Here is a 19,938-nt window from a genome sequence, read left to right as displayed (position 1 = left end):
GAGCTGATGGCATGCGGTCATTGGCGCCCTGCCGCGGATGTTCAGAACGTGTGATCCCGGTGGCCGTTGGCCCCGTTCATTGGTCGTCTTGCGACAGTTCCAGACTTGGGGAGAAAGCATGAACCGTAGTATCCAGAAGGGTGCCCTGGCGTTGGCCTTGGTGGTGGCCATCGGCAGCGCACACGCGCAGTCGACCACCGGCAGCATCGTTGGCAGCGTGGGGCAGGGCAACGGCACCAGCGTGGTGGTGGAAAACAACAGTGGCCTCAGCCGCGAAGTGCCGGTGGACGCGCGCGGCCGCTACACCGCCGGCAACCTGCCGCTGGGCACCTACAAGGTGACGGTCAAGCGCGACGGCGCGGTGGTGGAAACCCGCGAGAACGTCGCCATTACCGTCGGCGCCAACACCGACGTCTCGTTCGCCGCCGGCGCCGCGGGGAGCGGCGTGCAGACCCTGGACAGCGTCACCGTCAATGCCGCCAGCCTGGCCACCATCGACGTCAGCAGCGTGGATACCCGTACCGTGGTCACTGCCGAGCAGCTGGCGCAGCTGCCGTTGGGCCGCACCGCCGAGGCGATCGCGCTGCTGGCGCCGGGCGTGGTGGTCAACAGCGGCGGCTTCGACAACGGCCCGCTCGGCGGCGCGCTGCCCAGCTTCGGCGGCTCGGCCGCCAGCGAAAACGCGTACTACCTCAACGGTTTCAACACCACCACCATCAGCAACAACCTGGGGGGCCTGACCCTGCCCTACGGCGCCATCGACCAGCAGGAAATCTTCACCGGCGGCTATGGCGCGCAGTTCGGCCGCTCCAATGGCGGCGTGATCAACCAGATCGGCAAGCGCGGCACCAACGAATGGAAGTTCGGCGCCGCCGTGATCTGGGAGCCCAACGGCCTGCGTGCCAACCAGCGCGACATCTACTGGCGTCCGGACAGCCAGGCCAGCACCGTCAACAACGCCGCCTACCGTTATGCCCGCGCGGCCAACGGCCTGTACCAACCGGCCAGCGAAGCCGAAGCCAACCAGACCACCTACAGCGCCTATGTCGGCGGGCCGATCATCCAGGACAAGCTGTTCTTCTTCCTGGCCGCCGAGCAGGTGGATTCGGACGGCGTGCGCGTGGGCACCAATCGCGACACCGACAACGGCGGCACCGGCGGCCTCACCGATTACGACTACAAGCAGAAGCGCTGGTACGCCAAGGTGGACTGGAACATCACCGACAACCACCTGATCGAGGTGACCGGCGCGAGTGATGAGGCCGAGACCAACGGGTCGATCTACCGCTACGACTATGTCAATCGCCAGCGCGGCAGTTATTTCACCGATGAATCCACCTGGAAAACCGGCCCGACCCTGTTCACCGGCAAGTACACCGGCTATATCGGCGACAACCTCACCGTGACTGCGCTGTACGGCAAGATGACCACGCCTGACGAGCTGACCCCGTTCAACTACAACGCCGCTGGCGGGCCCGTCATCAACAGCGCCGCACTACAGAATCCGGCCTACACCGGCGGCACTCCGCGCATCGGCAACCAGCTGGTGACCTCGGTCAGTTCGCCCGACCGCGAGTACAAGAAAGACAATCAGCGCCTGAATCTGGAATGGCGCATCGGCCACCACACGCTCAACTTCGGAATCGACAACCAGAAGTCCGAAGGCATCGATGTCGGGTCGGTGCTGTCCGGCCCGGGCTTTGCCTGGACCTATGGCCAGACCAACGATCCCAACGGCCTGGCCACTGGCGGGCTGGTCAGCCAGTCGGCCAACGAGGCCGGTGGCATCGGCGCACCCAGCCCGGGGTTGGTGGATCCGGTCAACGGGTCCAGCGGCTACTACGTGGTACGCAACATCAACACCAGCCTGTACTCGTACGAGGCAAAGCAACGCGCGTACTACATCGAAGACAAATGGCAGGTCACCGACAACCTGCTGCTTAGCCTGGGCCTGCGCAAGGACGAATTCACCAACTACACCCCGTTCGGCGACCCCTACATCGAAGTGGACAACGCCTGGGCGCCGCGCCTGGGCTTCAGCTGGGACGTCAACGGCGATTCCAGCCTGAAGGTGTTCGGCAACCTTGGCCGTTACTACCTCGGCCTGCCGCTGTCGGCGGTGAGCCTGTTCACCCCGGCCACCACCACCGACACCTACTTCACCTACAGCGGCATCAATGCCGACGGCACGCCGGTCCTGGCGCAGCAACTGGGCTCGGCGGTCTCTGCCAATTCGCGCTTCGGCCGCATTGCCGACGTGCGCACGGCGGTAGCCAAGGATATCGAAGGCGAAAACCAGGACGAACTCATTCTCGGCTTTACCAAGCAACTCGACAGCGGCTGGGTGCTGGGCGTGCGCGGCACGCACCGTCGCCTCAATGCCGGCATCGACGACCAGAACTACGATGTCTCCAATACCGCGCTGATCGACGCGGCGGCCGCGCAAGGCGTGACCATCGATTTTTCCAAGGTGGCAGGCGCATCGCTGATCAATCCGGGCCAGACCAACACCTGGGGCGTGATCGGCACCGATGGTCAGTTCCACGAAGTGTCGGTAAGCCGCGAGGCAGCCGGTTTCCCGAAGTTCAAGCGCAACTACTCGGCGGTGGAATTCAATCTGGAGCGCCCCTTCGACGGCCAGTGGTACGCCAAGGTCAACTATGTCTGGTCGCATAGCTACGGCACCACCGAAGGCCAGGTGCGTTCGGACCTGTGGCGCACCGGCGGCGCCCTGGGGAGCTACCAGGGCCAGGCCTCGGTATCGACCACGCAAAGCTGGGACCACCCGGCGTTGATGGAACACTTCAACGGCGATCAATCCAACGATCACCGTCACCAGCTCAAGTTGTTCGGCTTCTATCAGTTCACTCCGCAATGGGGCGCCTCGGCCAACTTCAGCCTGATCTCCGGTGCGCCGCGCAACTGCCTGGGCAATTACTACGGCACCGAGTACAGCGGCCGCGATCCGGCCGGCTATGGCGGTAGTGCCATCACCGGTGGTCCCTACCACTACTGCTACAACCCGGAAACCGGCACCGGCGTGGCATCGCCTCCGGGCTCGCAGGGCCGGCTGGGCTGGATCGCCCAGCTCGACATGGGCGTGACCTACAAGCCGTCCTTCGCCGACGGCAAGCTGGCGCTGCGTTTCGACGTGTTCAACATCACCAACGAGCAGACCGCGACCAATATCTACCCGTTCTCGCAGCTGCCCGACAACACCACCAATCCGTTGTGGAACCAGGTCGTGGCCTATCAGGCACCGCGCTCTGGCCGGGTGACCTTGAGCTACGACTTCTGATCGGATCAAGCGACAAAGGAAGTCCCGGCAGCGACGCGTGAGAGCACGCGTCGCTGTTTTTGTTTTGGGAGATGGCTTGGCTGACGACGCTGATCTTCCACAGGACCACCAACCAACTGTCTGGCGTGGTGTCCTCACCGATTGTGGGGCCGTGTGGCGGCATGGATGCCGCCACCAAGCCCCGATGGACGGGTCAACGGCGCGTCCCGCGCGCGGTGAGGGCGCCGCGCCCTCGACCGGGCTCGAAGATCGCCAGGCGCTCGCGATACGCACATTTCAGGTGTTTCAACCTGATTGCTCGCTACGGACAGATCAGGCGCGGAGCGGATCATCTGCGCCTTCGCTGCAGGGCCCTTGCCCGCCCACCATCGCAGGACACGCTGCAAGTACGTCCATGTAAGCTCCGTGGCGGCATCCATGCCGCCAAGGGTCCTGCGACGGTGGGCGGGCAAGGACCAGTCGAGATGGTCGGTGCGCAGAGCTTTCGACAGAGCAACCAGCAAACCGTGCGACGCGGTGTCTTCGTTCTTCAGTAAAACCACCAACCAACTGTCTGGCGTGGTGTCCTCGTCGATTGCGGGCCGTGTGGCGGCATGGATGCTGCCACCGAGCCTACATGGACGTACTTGCGGCGTGTCCCGCGAGCGGTGAGGACGCCGCGCCCTCGACGCTGCGACCTTGCTGCACGGCGCTTGCCCGGCCGCGACGGTGAGCTGGCAAGGACCCGTCACGATGGTCGGTGCACGTGGTGCAAGCAAGGCATTCAATGCTGCGCGAGCGGCTTACGAGGCAGCCAGCATCAATCGTCTTCGACGCTTGCAGCACTACGACGCAAACCCGGCGCGGTACGCCTGCACTGCAGCGACCGGATCCGGCGCCGCATACACTCCGCTGACCACGGCAATCAGATCGGCGCCGGCAGTGACGAGGTCGGGCACCTGTGCAGGCGCAATGCCGCCGATCGCCACCCGCGGCAGGCCCAGCTCGGCAGCCTGCTGCAACAGGGCAGGAGTGGCGCGCCGGGTGGTCTGCTTGGTGGTGGTGGGGAAGAATGCACCGAACGCCACGTAGCTGGCGCCGGCAGCCGCTGCGGCGCGCGCGCGCGCGATCTCGTCGTAGCACGACACCCCGATGATGGCCTGCGGCCCCAGCGCAGCGCGTGCGGCCGCCACCTCGCCATCGTCTTCGCCCAGGTGCACGCCTTGCGCGCCGACCTGCGCGGCCAGCTGCGCATCGTCGTTGATGATCAAGGGCACGCCGTGCGCCGCGCAGGCCTCGCGCAGGGCGCTGGCCTGGCGTAGCCGTAGCGCCGCATCGGCCTGCTTGTTGCGGTATTGCAGCCAGGTGATCGCCGACAACAACGGCGCGGTGCGCAGCAGCAGGCGCTGGGTATTGGGCTCATCGGGGGTGATCAGGTACACGCCGCGGGCGTCAAGGCGGTTGGGCATGGCAGCGCTTCCGAAAGCGGTGGATGGAGTGGGACAATGTAGCCCCACCGTCACCTGACCGCGATTATCCGATGAGCGACACATCCACGACCATCTACCGCACCTGGATGTGCGTCGTCTGCGGGTTCCTCTACAACGAGGCCGACGGCATTCCCGAGGAAGGCATCGCACCCGGCACCCGCTGGCAGGACGTGCCCGACACCTGGACCTGCCCGGACTGCGGCGTCACCAAGGACGACTTCGAGATGGTGGAGATCGACTGAGCGCCTGCCTGCCCGGATCGGGTATCGATCACGGGCAGCAGAGCCACGCTGCGGCGGCCAGGCGGCCAGGCGGCCAGGCGGATCGCGATGCGGGCGGGCTCAGTGCGCGCGTGAGCGCTGGCTGTTCAACTCGACCAGATGCTCGTGCAGGTTGCCTACGTCCTGCGCGCCTGGATTGAGCAGCAGGTAACGCGACAGATCGTGGCGCGCACCGGAGCGGTGGCCCAGATGCAGGTAGGCCATGCCGCGGTCGCGCAGCGCCTCGGGTTGGTCCGGCACCAGCTTCAGGATGCGGTCGGCGCTGCGTGCGGCGCGGTCCCAGTGCTCGGCGTCGGCGTAGACGCCATGCAGGTTGCGCAGGATGCGGATCAGGATCGCGCGGTGCGGGGCCGGGTCGAGGATCTGCGCCAGCGCGCGATCGTCGGGAATCTCCCCGCCCAGGTGCGGGCGCGCGCGCTCGCGCAGTTCGTCCACCCCCAGCGGTCGGCCACCGTTGAACGGGTCCATCACCAGCACGCCGTCGTCCACCGGCAGGCGCACCAGGAAGTGTCCGGGAAACGAGACCCCCGCCAGCGGAATGCCCAGGCGCCGGGCCACTTCGATCTGTACCATCGCCAGCGAGATCGGGTTGCCCAGCCGGCGCTCGAACACCTGGTTGAGATAGCTGTTGCGCGGGTCGTAGTACTCGTCGTGATTGCCGGAATAGCCCAGCTCATCGAACAGGTAGCGGTTGACCGCGGCCATCTTCAGCGGCCATAGATCGATCGCGTCCACTTCGCGGCGTAGATGCTCGACGTGGCTCTGCACCAGCGTGTCGTACAGCTCGGCATCCAGTTGCGGATACTCGTCGCGCGCAATCAGCAGCGCGGTGGACATCAACGGCACCGCATCGTCGTCCAGGCTGGCGAGCGCGGTCCAATGGGGAAGTGGGAGCATGTCGACCATGCTGCCAAGAGTGTCGGCAAGCGGCGCGGGGTTCAAGTCCGGTACTTCCTGACAGGAGACATCACATCGCTGTGAATCACTTCAGTTTGGGAATATCCGGGCTGAAAACAAGCTCGGTGCCATCCTGGAGGTCGAGCTTGGCGGCCTGGCCGGCATTGAGCTCCAGCACATAGCGGGCCGGCGCCTTGCTGGGATAGGGCGGGCAGGCATCGCCGGCCGAACACGGCGGCACATCGCGCTGCTGCGACACCAGCCGGCGCTGGTTGTCGAAATACAGGATGTCCAGCGCGATCTTGGTGTTCTTCATCCAGTACGCCAGCGGCTCCTGACGGTCGTGGATGAACAGCATGCCGCGGTCTTCGTCCATGGCATCGCGGAACATCAGGCCCTGGATGCGGTCGGCATCGTTCTGTGCCAGTTCCACCTGATAGCGCGTGCCGGCCAGTTCCACCCACGGACCGCGGCTGGCGCAGCCAGCAAGCAACATCAGGCAGGCGAGGGCGAGGAAGCGGACAGGGCGCATGCGGCAGACCGGCGGGACAGGGGATGGCGCACCATCTGCCATGCGCCGGCGCGCGTCAAGCCGCTGGCATGCAGGTGCCGCCGAGCCGTGCAGGTCCATCCATCGCCGGGTGCAGGCAGCGTGGCGCGAAGCCGGCTGCGTGCATGTCGGGGTTCGCAGGCGCGGCGGTTGCTGCTGCCTGCGCGTGTGCAGGGTGTTGCCGGAAATGCAAGGTCGGTGGGTTGGCGCCGGGCGTCGTTGCTGGTGTCCGCGCATCGCAGGGGCGCGCGAACGCGGTGCACGCGGCGTGCGTCAGAGCACGCGCGGCGGCTCGCCACCGACGATCACCACATCGGCCGGGCGGCGCGCGAACAAACCCACGCAGACCACGCCGGGGATCTGGTTCAAGTTGCGCTCCAACGCCACCGGGTCGGTGATCTGCAGGTTGTGCACGTCCAGCACCACGTTGCCGTTATCGGTGACCACGCCGTCGCGCCACACCGGCTGGCCACCGGTCGAGGCCAGGATCTGCCGCGCCACCAGGCTGCGCGCCATCGGAATCACTTCCACCGGCAGCGGGAACTTGCCCAGCACCGGCACCTGCTTGCTCGGGTCGACGATGCAGATGAAGCGCTCGCTGGCCTCGGCAATGATCTTCTCGCGCGTCAGCGCCGCGCCGCCGCCCTTGATCAGGCAGCGGTTCGGGTCGCACTCGTCGGCGCCATCCACATACAGCGACAGATTGCCGGTGTGGTTGAGGTCCAGCACGTCGATGCCATGCTGGCGCAGCCGTGCGGTGCTCTGTTCGGAGCTGGACACTGCCCCCTTGATGCGATGGCCGATGCGGCCCAGCGCATCGATGAAGTAGGCCACCGTCGAGCCGGTACCCACGCCGACGATCATGCCGTCTTCCACGTAATCGATCGCTTTCTCGGCGGCCAGGCGTTTTGCTTCGGACATGTTTGGGCTCGGGATTGGGGATTGGGGAGTCGGGATTCGTCAGAGCGGTGCACGTCGGGCTGCGGGCATTGAGCGAATCCCCAATCCCGAATCCCGAATCACGGCGATTCCATCGCCAACAACAGCTTCCACTGCGCGGCGGTCACCGGCAGGATCGACAAGCGATTGCCGCGCGCGATCAGTGGAAAGCCTTCGCCTAGCGCATCGGCGTGTTGCTTGATTTCATCCAGCGAAATCGTGCGCGCAAGTTTGCGCTCGAACGCCACGTCCACCAGCATCCAGCGCGGGTCTTCGCGGCTGGCCTTGGGGTCGTGGTAATCGGATGTCGGATCGAACTGGGTGTCATCCGGGTACGCGGCGCTGGCCACCTTGGCGATGCCGACGATGCCGGGCACCTTGCAGTTGGAGTGATAGAAAAACACGCCATCGCCCACGTGCATGCCGTCGCGCATGAAGTTGCGCGCCTGGTAATTGCGCACGCCATTCCACGGCTCGGTGCCGACGCGTTGCAGATCGTCGATGGAAAAGGTGTCCGGCTCGGACTTCATCAACCAGTAGCGCTTGCGGGCAGTCATGCGGAAACGGCGTCGTCTTTCAGGAGAGTGGCGTGTTCGGTGCAGATGGCGTCCACCGACACGTCCCAGGGTTCGGTCGGCAGGGCAGGCACCTGTTGCGCGGCGAAGCCGACGCCGAGCAGCCAGGGCGGCGGCGCCTGGCGATGCCGGAACGCGAAGCTGCGATCATACCAGCCGCCTCCCATGCCCAGCCGCCGGCACTCCGCGTCAAAGCCGGTGAGCGGAGTGACCACCAAGGCCATGTCCTCCGGTGCCAGGGTGTCGGCGCGGGCCACATCCGGCTCCGGAATTCCGTAGCGGTTGCTGACCAGCGCCTGGCCTGGCCGCCATGGCGCAAAGCGCAGCACGCGCCCGTCCAGCACCGGCAGGCAATAGCGCACGCCCGCCGGCAGGCTGAGTTGCCAGCGATGCAGCGCGATCTCGCCATCCATCGCCCAGTACCCCGCCACCGCGCCGGTGTGCGGCGCAAACGGCAGCGCCAGCAAGCGCTCCGCCAAGGCATCGGCGGCGGCCAGGCGCTGCGCAGCCGGCACGCTGCGCCGCTGCGCGCGCAACTGTTGGCGCAACGCCTCTCGATCCTGGGTCATCGCTCTCTCGCCGCGGAAGGATGGTGCATTGTCGTTGCCGCGCACCCGCCTGCCTAGCAGCGCCTGCGCAGCAGTCACCTGTTGCGCAGCGTGCGGCAAGGCAAGCATGCCGGCTGGAGGCCGCAGAGATTTTTATCGCACAAAAAGAAACGACGCCCGAAGGCGCCGTTTCAGATTTGCATTCTCCGCTGTGACGATGCGGGCGAAACGACCTTGAACCCGGGGTTCAAGTGGGGACGTTGTGAGGCCATCGGGCTTCCCGCTACAAGGCGGACTTGCACACCCGGCTTCGTCGCGCCCCCGTGGTCGTAATTAAGGGACAAGGCGAATGTTTTGCACGCTGTCGTTTACAGCAGAGAACGCAGGCGAATTATAGACCTCTGCCGCGCCATGGCTAGCCCATTCGTCGGTGCGCACGTTCGAAAGTTCATCTTTGCGACGGCAGTGCGACGTGCGCCTCAACGCGGCGTGTCGGCCACGCTGTCCAGTCGACGATTCAAGGTGTCCAGCGTAGTCGCCAATTCACGGTCGTACAGCGCTTGCTGGTCGCGCAGTTGCTGCAATTCATGCGCCAGGTTGAGCGCGGCCAGCACCGCGACGCGGTCCACTGCGGCCATGCGGTTGCTACCGCGGATCTCGCGCATGCGCAGATCCAGCAGGCGCGCAGCGGCAGTCAGGATCTCGCGTTCTTCGGCGGTGACGCCCACCGTGTATTCACGATCCAGAATACGCACGCTGACCGGTTCGTTGCTGCTCACGTGTGCTGCTCCAGTGACTTCAACCGCGTGATCATCGCTTCCACGCGCGAGCGCGCCTGTTCGTTCTTGGTCAGCAACTGCGAACGCTCGCCGATCAACTGCTCCTGCTGATGGCGCAGGCTGCGGTTCTCGTCGCTCAATCGTTGAGTACGCTCGACCAACGCCTCCACGCGGGCGGCAAGTGCGCGGATCTGGGCGAGGGCGGCAGCGTTGTCCATGTAGTCACGATAGGGGGGCGTGCGCGCGGCGGTCAAGCGCTCGATTGACGGACGGCGGCACCCCGCAGGCGCAAGCCTGCCAAGGCTCGGCGCCGCGTGGTCACGGCCTGGCGCGGTGGGCGTGGAACGCTGCATGGAACCATGTGATGGCGGCGGAGGGAGAGGGCACCTTGGTACACTGGCAAGTCACATCGCCCGGCGTGCGCGGGCACCTTACTGCTCTCAACTGGATGACTCGATGGATCTGCCTGACGTGACCGCTGTGCAAACCGAAAGCCGTCAGCTCGCGCTGGCGTCCTCTGCGGCGGAACTGCATGGCGGGCTGTGCGGGTGGCTGTCTGGCGGCGGCGCGGACGGCGCCGACTGGCTGGCGCGCATCCTTGCCGAACCCTCCCAGGTGGCGCCAAAGCAGGGCGGCGCGCTGGATCAGCTACGGCAGGCCACGGTGGCGCAGCTGGAAGACCGTGACTTCGCCTTCGAACTGCTGCTGGTCGAAGATGGTGCCCCGCTGCCGGCGCGTACCGACGCCTTGTTCGACTGGTGCCGTGCGTTCCTGGGCGGCTTCGGGCTGGCCGCGCAACAGCGCCCGGCGCTGACCGAGGAGGGCGAGGAGGCGTTGCAGGACCTGGCGCGTCTGGCGCAGGCCTCCAGCGAGGATTTCGATGCCGGCGAGGAAGACGATACCGCGCTGGCCGAGATCGAGGAATTCGTGCGCGTGGCGGTGCTGTTGCTGCATGGCGACTGCGTGATGGGGCCGCGTTTCCGCCAACGTCTGAACTGATCGTCGCTCTATGAAAAAGCTCACCGGGATCGGCGCGGCCGAATATGCGCGCCGGCGCAAGCAGCTGATGCAGATGGCCGGCGAGCACGCCATCCTGATCCTGCCGGCCGCGCCCGAGCGCGTGCGCAGCCACGATACCCATTATCCGTATCGACAGGATTCGGACTTCTGGTACCTGAGCGGGTTTCCCGAACCCGAAGCGGTGCTGGTACTGGTGCCCGGCCGCAAACATGGCGAGGCAATCCTGTTCTGCCGCGAGCGCGATGCCGAGCGCGAAGCCTGGGACGGCCCGCGCGAAGGACAGGAAGGCGCGGTGGAGCGCTATGGCATGGACGATGCCTATCCCATCGACGATGTGGACGAGATCCTGCCGGGTCTGCTCGAAGGCCGTAGCCGTGTGTACTACCACTTCGGTCGCGACGTCGATTTCGACCTCAAGCTGATCGGCTGGCTCAAGCGGGTGCGCGAGCAGGTGCGCCACGGCGCGCAGCCGCCGCACGAATTCCTGGAGCTGGGACATCTGTTGCACGAGCAGCGCCTGTTCAAGTCGCGCGACGAGATCGCGCTGATGCAGCAGGCAGCCGACATCAGCGTGCGCGCGCATCGTGCAGCGATGCGGCTGGCGCGCCCGGGCGTGCACGAATACGGGTTGCAGGCCGAGGTCGAGCGCGAGTTTCGCGCCGCCGATGCGTGGCCGGCGTATGGCAGCATCGTCGGCACCGGCAGCAATGCCTGCGTGCTGCACTACCGCGCCAATGCTGCGCGCAGCCGCGACGGCGAGCTGGTGCTGATCGATGCCGGCGCCGAGTACCGCGGCTATGCCGCCGACATCACCCGCACCTTTCCGGTCAATGGCCGCTTTACCCCGGCGCAGCGCGCACTGCACGACCTGGTCGGTGCCGCGCAGGCCGCTGCGTTGGCGCAGGCGCGTCCCGGCGTGGCCTACGAGGCGGGGCATCTGGCCGCGGTGCAGACCCTGACCGAAGGCCTGCTGCGCCTGGGCCTGCTCAAGGGCAAGCTGGAGCGCAACATCGCCGAAGGCCATTACAAACGGTTCTACCGGCACAAGACCGGTCACTGGCTGGGCCTGGACGTGCATGATGTCGGCGACTACAGGCTGGCTGGCGAGTCGCGGCTGCTCGAACCAGGCATGGTGTTCACCATCGAACCGGGGCTTTATGTGTCCGCCGACGACACCTCGGTGGATGCCCGCTGGCGCGGCATCGGCATCCGCACAGAAGACAACGTGCTGATCACCGCCGACGGCTACCGCGTGCTGACCGATGCCTTGGCGCGCAGCGCCGATGAGATCGAGGCGGAGATGGCTGCGACTCGGTCGCAGTGACGCGGACATGCAAGGACAAGTAGGGCCTGGATAACACTGCACTGCACTACATCGCGTCGCTGTCGAGTCAGTCCCGCACACGCGCGAAGCTCGCTCAGGCCGGCGCCACGATGTTCAGGGCGGCTGGCGCCCGCGTCTGCTGGCTGGTGTGATGCAGTTCGAAAGAGGGTCACGTTCTGCAGGTGACGCGCACGCGTGATTCGGATAGCGAAGCGTGCCCACGTGTGGAAGCAGGCCTTGAGTTAGGGTCAGTGGCGACGGCGATCCGGCGTCTCTTGTGACTCCACACCATCGCAAGGTTTGCACTCTACCCACTTCTTGGAGACCGCGACATGCACTGCCGAAGACTCAACAGAACGATGCCGCGCGGTGGATTAGGCATCGCCGTCCTGGCCTTGACCACGATACTCGCAGTTGCACCCGTCATGGGGGCTCCGCTTGGGCCGGTGAGAGTTGTGGCCAACGCGTCTGGCCCCGCCGCAGCTGGATCATCGATCACTTCGAAGCAGGTCTTCGCTTCTCACTGGCAATTGGCCTGGAACAAGTGCACGGTTGGTCACCCAAAGACGCGGTCGTTGAGCTTGACCGGATTTAGGGTGATCAATAGAGATCTCAGAGGCAACTTTTACGTTGCCAGCAATTGGACGTGCCAGGACAATCGCTGAGATCGACCACCAGTTGCCGGCAAGGTGTTTCCACGCTGATGGAATGCATCAGGTGAGTGCGGCAAACACCGGGCGCGTCAGGTTTTCCGGCGCGTCGTCGGTACACAACACTTCGTCTTCGATGCGGATGCCGCCATAGGGCGTGAACTGTTCCACGCGCCGCCAGTCGATGCTGGCGGCTTGGTCGTTGCGTTTGACTTCCTGCAGCAGCATGTCGATGAAATACACGCCCGGCTCGATGGTCACCACCATGCCCGGCTCCAGCACGCGGGTCAGGCGCAGATACGGATGGCCTGCCGGCCGCTCGATGCGTCCACCCTGGTCACTGGCGGCAAACCCCGCCACATCGTGCACCTGCAGGCCGATCAGGTGACCCAGGCCGTGCGGGAAGAATGCGGCGCTGACGCCGGTGGCCAGCGCAGCCTCGGGCGAGACGGTGAGGATGCCGAACTCCTTGAGGATGCCCATCAACGCCAGATGCGCGTCCACGTGCAGTTGCTTGTAGTCCACGCCGGCACGCACGCTCTGCCCCATGCGCACCTGCGCGGCATCCACAGCCTCGATCAGCGCCTGGAACTCGCTGCCGGTATCGGCGGCGTAGGTACGGGTGATGTCGCTGGCATAGCCGTAGGCCGAGGCGCCGGCATCGATCAGGAAGCTGCGCAGCGGTTGCGGCGGTTGCTGGCCCAGCTCGGTGTAATGCAGCACCGCGCCGTGTTCGTTGAGCGCGATGATGTTGCCGTAGGGCAGTTCGTTGGCGTCCTGGCCCACTGCGGCGCAGTACGCCATGTGGATGCCGAATTCGCTCTGGCCGGCGCGAAACGCGGCTTCGGCGGCGCGGTGGCCGCGCACGGCCAGTTGCTGGGCGATGCGCATCAGCGCCAGTTCGTATGGCGTCTTGAAGGCGCGCTGGTACTCCAGGTAATCGAGCACCGGCTGCGGGTTGTTCGGTACGTAGGCGCCGAGCGCGCTGTGCGCCTCGCCCAGGATGGCGCAGCGTTCGCTGCGCGCGGGCAGCAGCGCCAGCGCCTGCTCGGGCGTGCGGATGATATGGATATCGCAGTGTTCCACCCACCAGCCGCTCGGCGCATCGGGCACCACGTGCCAGTAATCGAGCGGTTGATGGAAGATCACCATCGGGCGCTGGCCCGGGGTGTAGACCAGCCAGCTATTGGGCACCCGCGTCAGTGGCACCCAGGCCTTGAACTGCGGGTTCACCGCATACGGGTAATCGCGGTCGTCGAACACCTGGTAGTGCAGGTTGCCGCTGGGCACCACTAGATGATCGAAGCCGCCGCGCTGCAGCGCGGCGTCGGCGTGCGCGGCAAGCGTGCGCAGGTGGTCGGAGTACAGGCTGCTCAAGGAGGGCTGGGTCATGCGGGGCTCGATTGGAGATGCAAAGGCAGTGCGCAATTTTGCCGCAACCCTTGCAACGGCGCTGCGCTTGGAGGGGTTTGCATAATCAATCGGTCAACCGCGCCAGCAGCAATCGTGCTTGGGCCAGCCATGCCCAAGCCCCGGCAGCCTTAGGTATCCGGTCGTGGTGCATGACCACTGGGCGTGTACGGTCGTTCCAGGCATGCGTGTACTCGCCCCCCGAAGCTTGTCCAGCATCACCAATTCCCGAAATCCCCGCCGGGCGGACCATTCAGATTGGCTGGTCGTGAGGAGGTACGGTTATTATGAATCCTGATTAACCCCCTCCCTCAGCCGGTAGTTGCCGTGTCTGCGACGCTGCGGTCGGACAATGGCTCCAGCTGAAGGCAACGGAGGCGGAAGATGGGCATCAACATCGTGCGGTTTCAGCCGGGATCGTCGCTGAGCGAGTTCGTGGATCGCTACGGAACCGAAGTCAAGTGTTACCGGGCGTTGTATCGGTGGCGCTGACCGAAGGGATTTCGCTGCCCGCAGTGCGACGGCCGCGCGCGTTCGCGCTTTCGACGCGACGGGCAGGTGTACTACCAGTGCAGGCCGTGCCGCCATCAAACCACCTTGCGTGCCGGCACCCTGCTGCAATCCAGCAAGCTGCCCTTGCGCCTGTGGATGCAGGCAATTTACCTGTTGACCTCCAGCAAGACCAACCTGGCGGCGCTAGAGTTGAAGCGGCATCTTGGAGTGACCTATAAGGCGGCCTGGCGCATGAAGCACAAGATCATGCAGGCGATGGTCGAGCGCGAAAAACCGCGAAAACTCAAGGGGTTTGTGCAAATCGACGACGCTTACCTGGGTGGCGAACGCAACGGCGGCAAGCGCGGACGAGGTTCGGAGAACAAGCAGCCATTCGTGATCGCAGTGCAAGTGGACCACAACCACGAACATCCGGTCTCTGCGGTGATCGAGCCGGTGAAGGCCTTCGACAACGTCTCGCTGGAGGATTGGATCGCACGGCGCCTGGAGCCGCAATGCGAGGTCTACAGCGACGGGTTGGCGTGTTTCCGCCGTCTTGAGGATGCCGGACATGCTCACACCACACTGGACACTGGCGGTGGTCGTGCCGCAACCCAAGTCCAGGGAGCACGTTGGTTGAATGTGGTGCTGGGCAATGTCAAACGAGCCATCAGCGGCACCTACCATGCGGTGGGCCAGGCCAAGTATGCGCGGCGCTACCTGGCCGAAGCGGCCTATCGATTCAACCGCAGATTTCGTCTGGAACAACTGCTACCGCGGCTGGCGACGGCGCTGATGCGCTGCAAGCTTTGCCCAGAGCGCGTTTTGCGTATGGCAAGCACCTTTCATGGCTGAGGGATGGGGCTAATCAAGTTATGAATTAAACACCATCTCAAAGCGCGTCGCGCCATGCACTCTTCGCAGCTGGAAGGGTTTCTTCGGCTGTGTGTCTGGGTGCAGCGTGTTATGTCCATTAGCGTGATCGCACTGATGCGATCAGGCACGACAGAGACGAATGATTCAAGCCAGTGCGATCGATGATTCAAGCCAGTGCGATCTATGTGGAATTTTCCGTCTGTCCCCATTGCGCCAATACACTTGATAAAGGCTAGCAGCTCATGTCACGGCTCCCCACTTCTTCTTTCTCCAGTGCGCCCTCAACGAGCCGGGTGGGGGGCGATGATCCGGCGTATCAGCAGCATGTTGCGGGACCCGCCTCGTCGCCGCAATCCGAGACCCCCGCTTCCCCAGGCGCCGGTCCGCTGGCTGGCCTTTCTTCCCGGCCTGGGTCTCCGTCGCGTTCCCGTGCTCAGTCATCTTCACCTGCCCACGGTCACACGGCTGGCACTGCCAGTGCGGCGGCTCCGTCCTCTGCGGAGGTGGTTGATATCGTGGCCTGGGCAGATTCAATGCGCGCATTGCAGATCTACGAGGATTTGCAAATGGCGGGCGCATACGAATCGTCGCCGCGCGCTCTCGGGGAGCGAATCGATCATTGGCTGACAGATGCCGGCCAGCCGTGCCTGGAAAATCCGCATGCGTTCGATACTGAGTTTAACGCGGGCCAGTTTTCCGAACTTCTCAATAAGCGCTATGAAGCAACAGCGAACCAGTCGGAAATTGAGAAGGGTGAGGTGCTGCAGCTGGGAGCGGAAGTGATCAACGCCGTCGCCGCAGATCCTGAATTGCGCGAGCTGGTCTTTGCGATGGCTGAGAGTGCGCTTGGGACATGCCATGACAACGTTTCAACCGGATTTTCGGCCATTGTCAATACTGTTCGTAATCACCAGTTGTCGCTAGCCGTGAAGCAAGGAAGGATCGATGCTGCCGGGTTGCAGGCTTGGGCGGGGCAGCAGTTCCGCCTGTATGCGCTTGAGTCGGAAGTGCATCGTTTCATCCACCAGTCCATTGAAGCCTGTAAGACAGAGCTTGAAGGGTATGCATCGGATCCGAATGAAGTTCAACGACAGGCCTGCTTGACGGCTATGCAACTCGGCTTTTCAACCCTGGCGCAGAATTGGCCGCAACTGGCTCCATTTGATTCGAGGATCGGCGAGCTGATGGCCAGGATTGATCAATCAGGACATTCAGACGCGATGTTTGCGCAGGAAGTTTGGCAGGTGTGTTCCGACATTGTTGCGAGGTACCAGTCAGGGCAAATTGAACCCATGCCGAGTGACCCCGTGTCGCAAAATCTTGTTCAGTGGATGCAATATATCGCTCAGAATTCGCAAAATTATCATCGGCTACCACCAGTAAGTGAAGAGCAAGCACTCAGGAGAGCGGAGCTTGCGAATAAGTTGAAGATGCTTACAGATGAACCGGTAGAAACGATGATGCATGCCAAGGTGATGTTGCGTGAGGAGCTTGATCTGCCGAACGTGCCCTCATCAATGATATTCAATATCGTCAGTGTGTTGACCAAAGACGATATTGCAACGCTGGCAAGCTCCGTTCGCGCGCGTGAACGAGATAAGGATACATTCGACGACTTTCTGTTGGCTAACGAGACGTGGAGAACAGGGATCAAGCAGCTGTATGCCGATGAATACGATGCATTGATGAAGTCGTTCGAAAATGATCCATTTTGGGACGCGGAAACAGGGCCCGGCGATGATGCGCATGTGGCTCAGATGATAAGGTATAACGAACTTGCTGCAGATTATCAGAATCGCAAGAATGCCGCCGAAAACGCCTGGCTTCGGGAAAAAGTCCGTTCAGATGTACCTGGTTAGCCAAAGCCACAGGTGTCAATCCCGATGAATGGCGGACGTGTCGTGGACACTTGAGTATGCCTTGCGGGGTGCCAGTGAACCGGACAGGTGTCTACCTACTCAGAACCGCCGTTTGTACGAGTGGTACACGCCGATTCCCAGCACTGGCCTGCCGGTGCGCGCAGTCGTTTTGATAGTCACTCTCAGCCGGCCATGTGCTCTTCGGCGATCCAGGCGCGCAGGCGCAGGCGATGCGGCTCGGACATGCTCAGGAACCGAAAGCCGGCCCAGGCCTGGCCGGGCGCGTGCGCCGCGTCCGACCACAGCAGGTGCACGCCGACATCGATCTCGGTGGCGCGGCCGATGCGTTCGGGCAGGCTGAAGCGCAGTTGGTACAGCGCATCGTCGTGCAGCGGAACCGAAGCCAGCAGCAGCATGCCGGTTTCGGACACGTTGCCGACGCGGCCGATCTGCGCCTCGCTGAGCATGTCGATGACCGGCACCAGGTCGCTGGGCTGGCGGCGCGGCGCGCGGCGGGTGTCCTGGATCATGGCGATGTCTCGGTGGGGGAATGGCCGGCCAGGCTGCGCAGCGTGCGCACGGTGGCGTGCCAGGCGCGATCGATCAACCGCGATTTTTCTTCCACCAGCAGCCGCGCCTGGCCACCGGCCATCAGCCGTGCCAGGCCGTCGAGCGAGTGGTCGCCCACCTTCTGCCCGCGTTGATTGACGAACAGCGCGTGGTCGGTCATCGGGCTGTACCAGGACAGCCGCTGCCGGCGCAGGTCGCCCTGCTGGTTGATGGTGAATTCGAACCAGGTGCCGAACGGCAGGCTGCGCAGCTGCGTGTAGCACTCCTCTTCCGCCGGCGTGCGCGGCGCCGTTGCCGGCTTGCGCGCTGCGCCCTCGCCCTGGTCGCCCAGCCGTGCACGCGCCTTGAGCTTGGCGGTGAGCTCGGTGCGCGAAGTGAGTTCGTCCTCGCCGCCGGGTGTGGACAGGCGGCGCGCGATCGCCGCCGCTTCGTCGTGGTGGTAGCCGACCTGCAGCAGCGCGCTTTCCACGTCGGTGGCGAGCGCGGTGTCGATGGGCTCGCCCTTGCTGCGGCAGGTGACCTCGGCGATACCCGCGGTCAAGGCCTGGCGTTCGTCCCATTCGGGCGACTGCTCGCCCTGGCGCAGCAGGGTGAGGGTGAGCACGTCGGACCAGGCCTGGCGCAGCAGCGACTGCACGAACCGGGGCGGTGCGCTGCGTTCGCACACCTCCTCGATGCGTGCCTGGGCTTGCTGCTTGGCCGATTGCAGCCGCTCCTTGCCGCGGGCGGCATCCACATGCCGGCGTTCGGCAACCTCGGCCTTGCGGCTGAGCGCGCGCAGATGCGCCTGGATGTCGTCGTTGGCGGCGGCAAACACCGCTTCGTCGCCCTGGTAGGTGTCGACGATGCGGTCGACCGCGCTGCCCAGCTTGTGCAGCAGCTGCGGGTCGATGTCCTCGTCGCCCAGCCACACCGCGCCGGACTCGGCCACGGTGTTGAGCAACTCGCGCACCGGGTGTTGGTCGCGCACGAAAAAATGCGTGTCGGTCAGCGCGGCGCGCACCACCGGCACCTGCAATTTGGCCAGCAGCGCCTGCGCCGGGGTGTGTGCGCGCACCTCGCGCTGCATCTGCGCATACAGCAGGCCGAGCAGGTCGAAGGTGTCGGTGTCCTGCGGCGACAGCGCCGCGGTAGGCCCATGTTGGGCACGCAGCATCTCCAGCACCTGACGCTGGACCGCAGCGATCCCGCTGGCTGGCGAAGCCGGGTTTGCCTGCGCACGCAAGGCGCCTTGCAGGCTGGCCAGTGCCTGGCCGAGCGCGGCCTTGGGCACGGCAACCGAGGCCGCCGCAGCGGGCGGTGCGGCAGGCTGTGCCGCGGCGGCCTGCAGCAGGCTGCCGGGTGCGGCGCCCTGGGGTGCGTTGCCGGCGAGCTGTGCCTGGCGTGCCGAGGACAGCAGGCCACCGAGCGCCTGCGCGGCATCGGCCAGTGCCGGTGAGCCGGCCGCTGCGCCATTGGTGGCGGCAGCCGGTGGTGCAGCGGCTGCGCCCTGCGGATCGAGCAGGGCGCTCTGCCAGGCGGTCGGTGCGGCTGCGCCACTCCAGCCGGTGGCCGGCCGCCCTGCACGGTGTGCGTTGCTGCGCGCGGTAGCCTCCTTGGGCACGGCTGCAGCAGCCGGGGCCGTGCGCCGGGTCTGGACCTGGGTGGGTTTGACCAGATACGGGTGATAGATCAGCCCCGGCAGGATGCCCTCGTGTTCCAGGGCGCTGTTGGCGCGCTCGAACAGATCGCCCAGCCGGTCCATGACCTGGCGCTCGAACACCTTGTACAGGGTCAGCTGCCCATCCAGGTTGAGCCCGAGCGCGTGGCCGCATTCGCGCAGGATCCGGCACAGCGCGTACGGCCCGAGTGGCAGGGCTTCCAATTCGAACTCGGGCACCGCGCCGATCACCGCCAGCCGCTGCGCGAGCAATTGCAGTGCATCGGCGCGCCGGTAGGTTTCGCGCCGGGCGATCTCGCTGAGCACGATGTCGCGGTCGATCTCGGTGTCTTCCACCAGCGTGAGCATCTGCGGATGCGCCGACGCATCCGGCGGCGGCATCAACGCAGGGCGTGTGTGCAGGCTGGACAGGTCCTGCGCCAGTTCCTGCAGGAAGCGCTGGGGAAAGCGCTCGATGTGATCGCGCAGCCCGCGTGTCTGCGCATAGGTGTCGGCCTGGATCTGACTATTGCGCGCATGTTCGGCCTGGTGCAGCAGCTCGCGCTCCAGCTCGACGATGGTCAGCCGTAACGGTCCGCCAAGCGCCTGCACGCAGTGCGCATGCAACATGCCGAGCAGGCGCCGGCCGCGCGCGGACACGGGCGCTTCGGCGATCGGGCCGCTGAGCGTGGGCTGCAGGGAAGAGGCGGGCGTGGACATCCGGGGGCGGGCTCGGTTCGAAGCGTGAGCTATGTAGCATGT

At 65.0% G+C, this 19,938-nt stretch carries 16 protein-coding genes, 1 other RNA gene and 1 pseudogene; 6 read left to right on the top strand and 12 right to left on the bottom strand.

Going from position 1 to position 19,938, the window contains the following annotated elements; translation table 11 throughout:
- Positions 1 to 118: 118 nt before the first annotated feature.
- On the top strand, positions 119 to 3,298 hold the full coding sequence (locus HG421_RS14305; RefSeq protein WP_169706938.1) for a TonB-dependent receptor plug domain-containing protein: 3,180 nt from the start codon (positions 119 to 121) through the stop codon (positions 3,296 to 3,298).
- Positions 3,299 to 4,122: 824 nt separating this feature from the next.
- Here the strand turns inward: HG421_RS14305 and thiE are convergent.
- Positions 4,123 to 4,746, bottom strand: a complete 624-nt coding sequence (gene thiE / locus HG421_RS14300) for a thiamine phosphate synthase (protein ID WP_169706937.1) — start codon at positions 4,744 to 4,746, stop codon at positions 4,123 to 4,125.
- 23 nt (positions 4,747 to 4,769) lie between these two features.
- Here thiE and HG421_RS14295 point away from each other — a divergent pair, with 23 nt between their 5' ends.
- Positions 4,770 to 5,009 (top strand): rubredoxin, encoded by a 240-nt coding sequence (locus tag HG421_RS14295; protein WP_169706936.1) that lies wholly within the window; start codon positions 4,770 to 4,772, stop codon positions 5,007 to 5,009.
- Between the two features lie 99 nt (positions 5,010 to 5,108).
- Here HG421_RS14295 and HG421_RS14290 read toward each other — a convergent pair whose 3' ends face one another.
- The 8 genes from HG421_RS14290 to HG421_RS14255 form a co-directional block, all read right to left on the bottom strand.
- Positions 5,109 to 5,990 carry a SirB1 family protein gene (locus HG421_RS14290; RefSeq protein WP_169706935.1) on the bottom strand — a complete coding sequence of 294 codons (882 nt, stop codon included), beginning with the start codon at positions 5,988 to 5,990 and terminating at the stop codon, positions 5,109 to 5,111.
- A gap of 40 nt (positions 5,991 to 6,030) precedes the next feature.
- Complete coding sequence (locus HG421_RS14285; RefSeq protein ID WP_169706934.1) at positions 6,031 to 6,477, bottom strand: DUF192 domain-containing protein; 447 nt, start codon at positions 6,475 to 6,477, stop codon at positions 6,031 to 6,033.
- A gap of 291 nt (positions 6,478 to 6,768) precedes the next feature.
- Positions 6,769 to 7,416: a ribose-5-phosphate isomerase RpiA gene (rpiA, locus tag HG421_RS14280; protein ID WP_169706933.1), complete on the bottom strand. Its 648-nt coding sequence runs from the start codon at positions 7,414 to 7,416 to the stop codon at positions 6,769 to 6,771.
- Positions 7,417 to 7,514: 98 nt separating this feature from the next.
- Positions 7,515 to 7,991: an EVE domain-containing protein gene (locus HG421_RS14275; protein WP_169706932.1), complete on the bottom strand. Its 477-nt coding sequence runs from the start codon at positions 7,989 to 7,991 to the stop codon at positions 7,515 to 7,517.
- Positions 7,988 to 8,578 carry a 5-formyltetrahydrofolate cyclo-ligase gene (locus HG421_RS14270; RefSeq protein WP_169708207.1) on the bottom strand — a complete coding sequence of 197 codons (591 nt, stop codon included), beginning with the start codon at positions 8,576 to 8,578 and terminating at the stop codon, positions 7,988 to 7,990. The genes HG421_RS14275 and HG421_RS14270 overlap by 4 nt, the downstream gene beginning before the upstream one ends.
- 178 nt (positions 8,579 to 8,756) lie before the next feature.
- Positions 8,757 to 8,940: non-coding RNA, 6S RNA (gene ssrS / locus HG421_RS14265), on the bottom strand.
- Positions 8,941 to 9,036: 96 nt separating this feature from the next.
- A complete protein-coding gene (locus tag HG421_RS14260; protein WP_169706931.1) occupies positions 9,037 to 9,336 on the bottom strand; it encodes a cell division protein ZapA in 300 nt (99 codons plus the stop codon).
- On the bottom strand, positions 9,333 to 9,554 hold the full coding sequence (locus HG421_RS14255; RefSeq protein ID WP_104539961.1) for a TIGR02449 family protein: 222 nt from the start codon (positions 9,552 to 9,554) through the stop codon (positions 9,333 to 9,335). The genes HG421_RS14260 and HG421_RS14255 overlap by 4 nt, the downstream gene beginning before the upstream one ends.
- 238 nt (positions 9,555 to 9,792) lie before the next feature.
- On the opposite strand from HG421_RS14255, the gene HG421_RS14250 reads away from it, so the two are divergent.
- The gene (locus HG421_RS14250; RefSeq protein WP_169706930.1) at positions 9,793 to 10,335 is read left to right on the top strand and encodes a YecA family protein; all 543 of its coding nucleotides are present in this window, start codon (positions 9,793 to 9,795) and stop codon (positions 10,333 to 10,335) included.
- Between the two features lie 10 nt (positions 10,336 to 10,345).
- Positions 10,346 to 11,680 carry a Xaa-Pro aminopeptidase gene (pepP, locus tag HG421_RS14245; RefSeq protein WP_169706929.1) on the top strand — a complete coding sequence of 445 codons (1,335 nt, stop codon included), beginning with the start codon at positions 10,346 to 10,348 and terminating at the stop codon, positions 11,678 to 11,680.
- A 713-nt stretch (positions 11,681 to 12,393) separates the two neighbouring features.
- Here pepP and pepQ read toward each other — a convergent pair.
- The gene (gene pepQ, locus HG421_RS14240; RefSeq protein WP_169706928.1) at positions 12,394 to 13,722 is read right to left on the bottom strand and encodes a Xaa-Pro dipeptidase; all 1,329 of its coding nucleotides are present in this window, start codon (positions 13,720 to 13,722) and stop codon (positions 12,394 to 12,396) included.
- Positions 13,723 to 14,124: 402 nt separating this feature from the next.
- Here pepQ and HG421_RS14235 point away from each other — a divergent pair.
- Positions 14,125 to 15,087: pseudogene (locus HG421_RS14235) on the top strand (IS1595 family transposase).
- Positions 15,088 to 15,623: 536 nt separating this feature from the next.
- Entirely contained in the window at positions 15,624 to 16,967 is a 1,344-nt protein-coding gene (locus HG421_RS14230; RefSeq protein WP_169706927.1) for an NEL-type E3 ubiquitin ligase domain-containing protein, read from the top strand.
- A 182-nt stretch (positions 16,968 to 17,149) separates the two neighbouring features.
- Here HG421_RS14230 and HG421_RS14225 read toward each other — a convergent pair whose 3' ends face one another.
- Together HG421_RS14225 and HG421_RS14220 are read right to left on the bottom strand one after the other, a co-directional pair.
- Entirely contained in the window at positions 17,150 to 17,497 is a 348-nt protein-coding gene (locus HG421_RS14225) for a PilZ domain-containing protein (RefSeq protein ID WP_104561321.1), read from the bottom strand.
- Positions 17,494 to 19,896 (bottom strand): DUF1631 domain-containing protein, encoded by a 2,403-nt coding sequence (locus HG421_RS14220; protein ID WP_169706926.1) that lies wholly within the window; start codon positions 19,894 to 19,896, stop codon positions 17,494 to 17,496. The genes HG421_RS14225 and HG421_RS14220 overlap by 4 nt, the downstream gene beginning before the upstream one ends.
- Between the last annotated feature and the right edge of the window lie 42 nt (positions 19,897 to 19,938).

The sequence above is a fragment of the Xanthomonas campestris pv. badrii genome (assembly GCF_012848175.1).
Lineage (GTDB): Bacteria > Pseudomonadota > Gammaproteobacteria > Xanthomonadales > Xanthomonadaceae > Xanthomonas > Xanthomonas campestris_C.
This window is presented reverse-complemented; position numbering and strand designations above follow the sequence as displayed.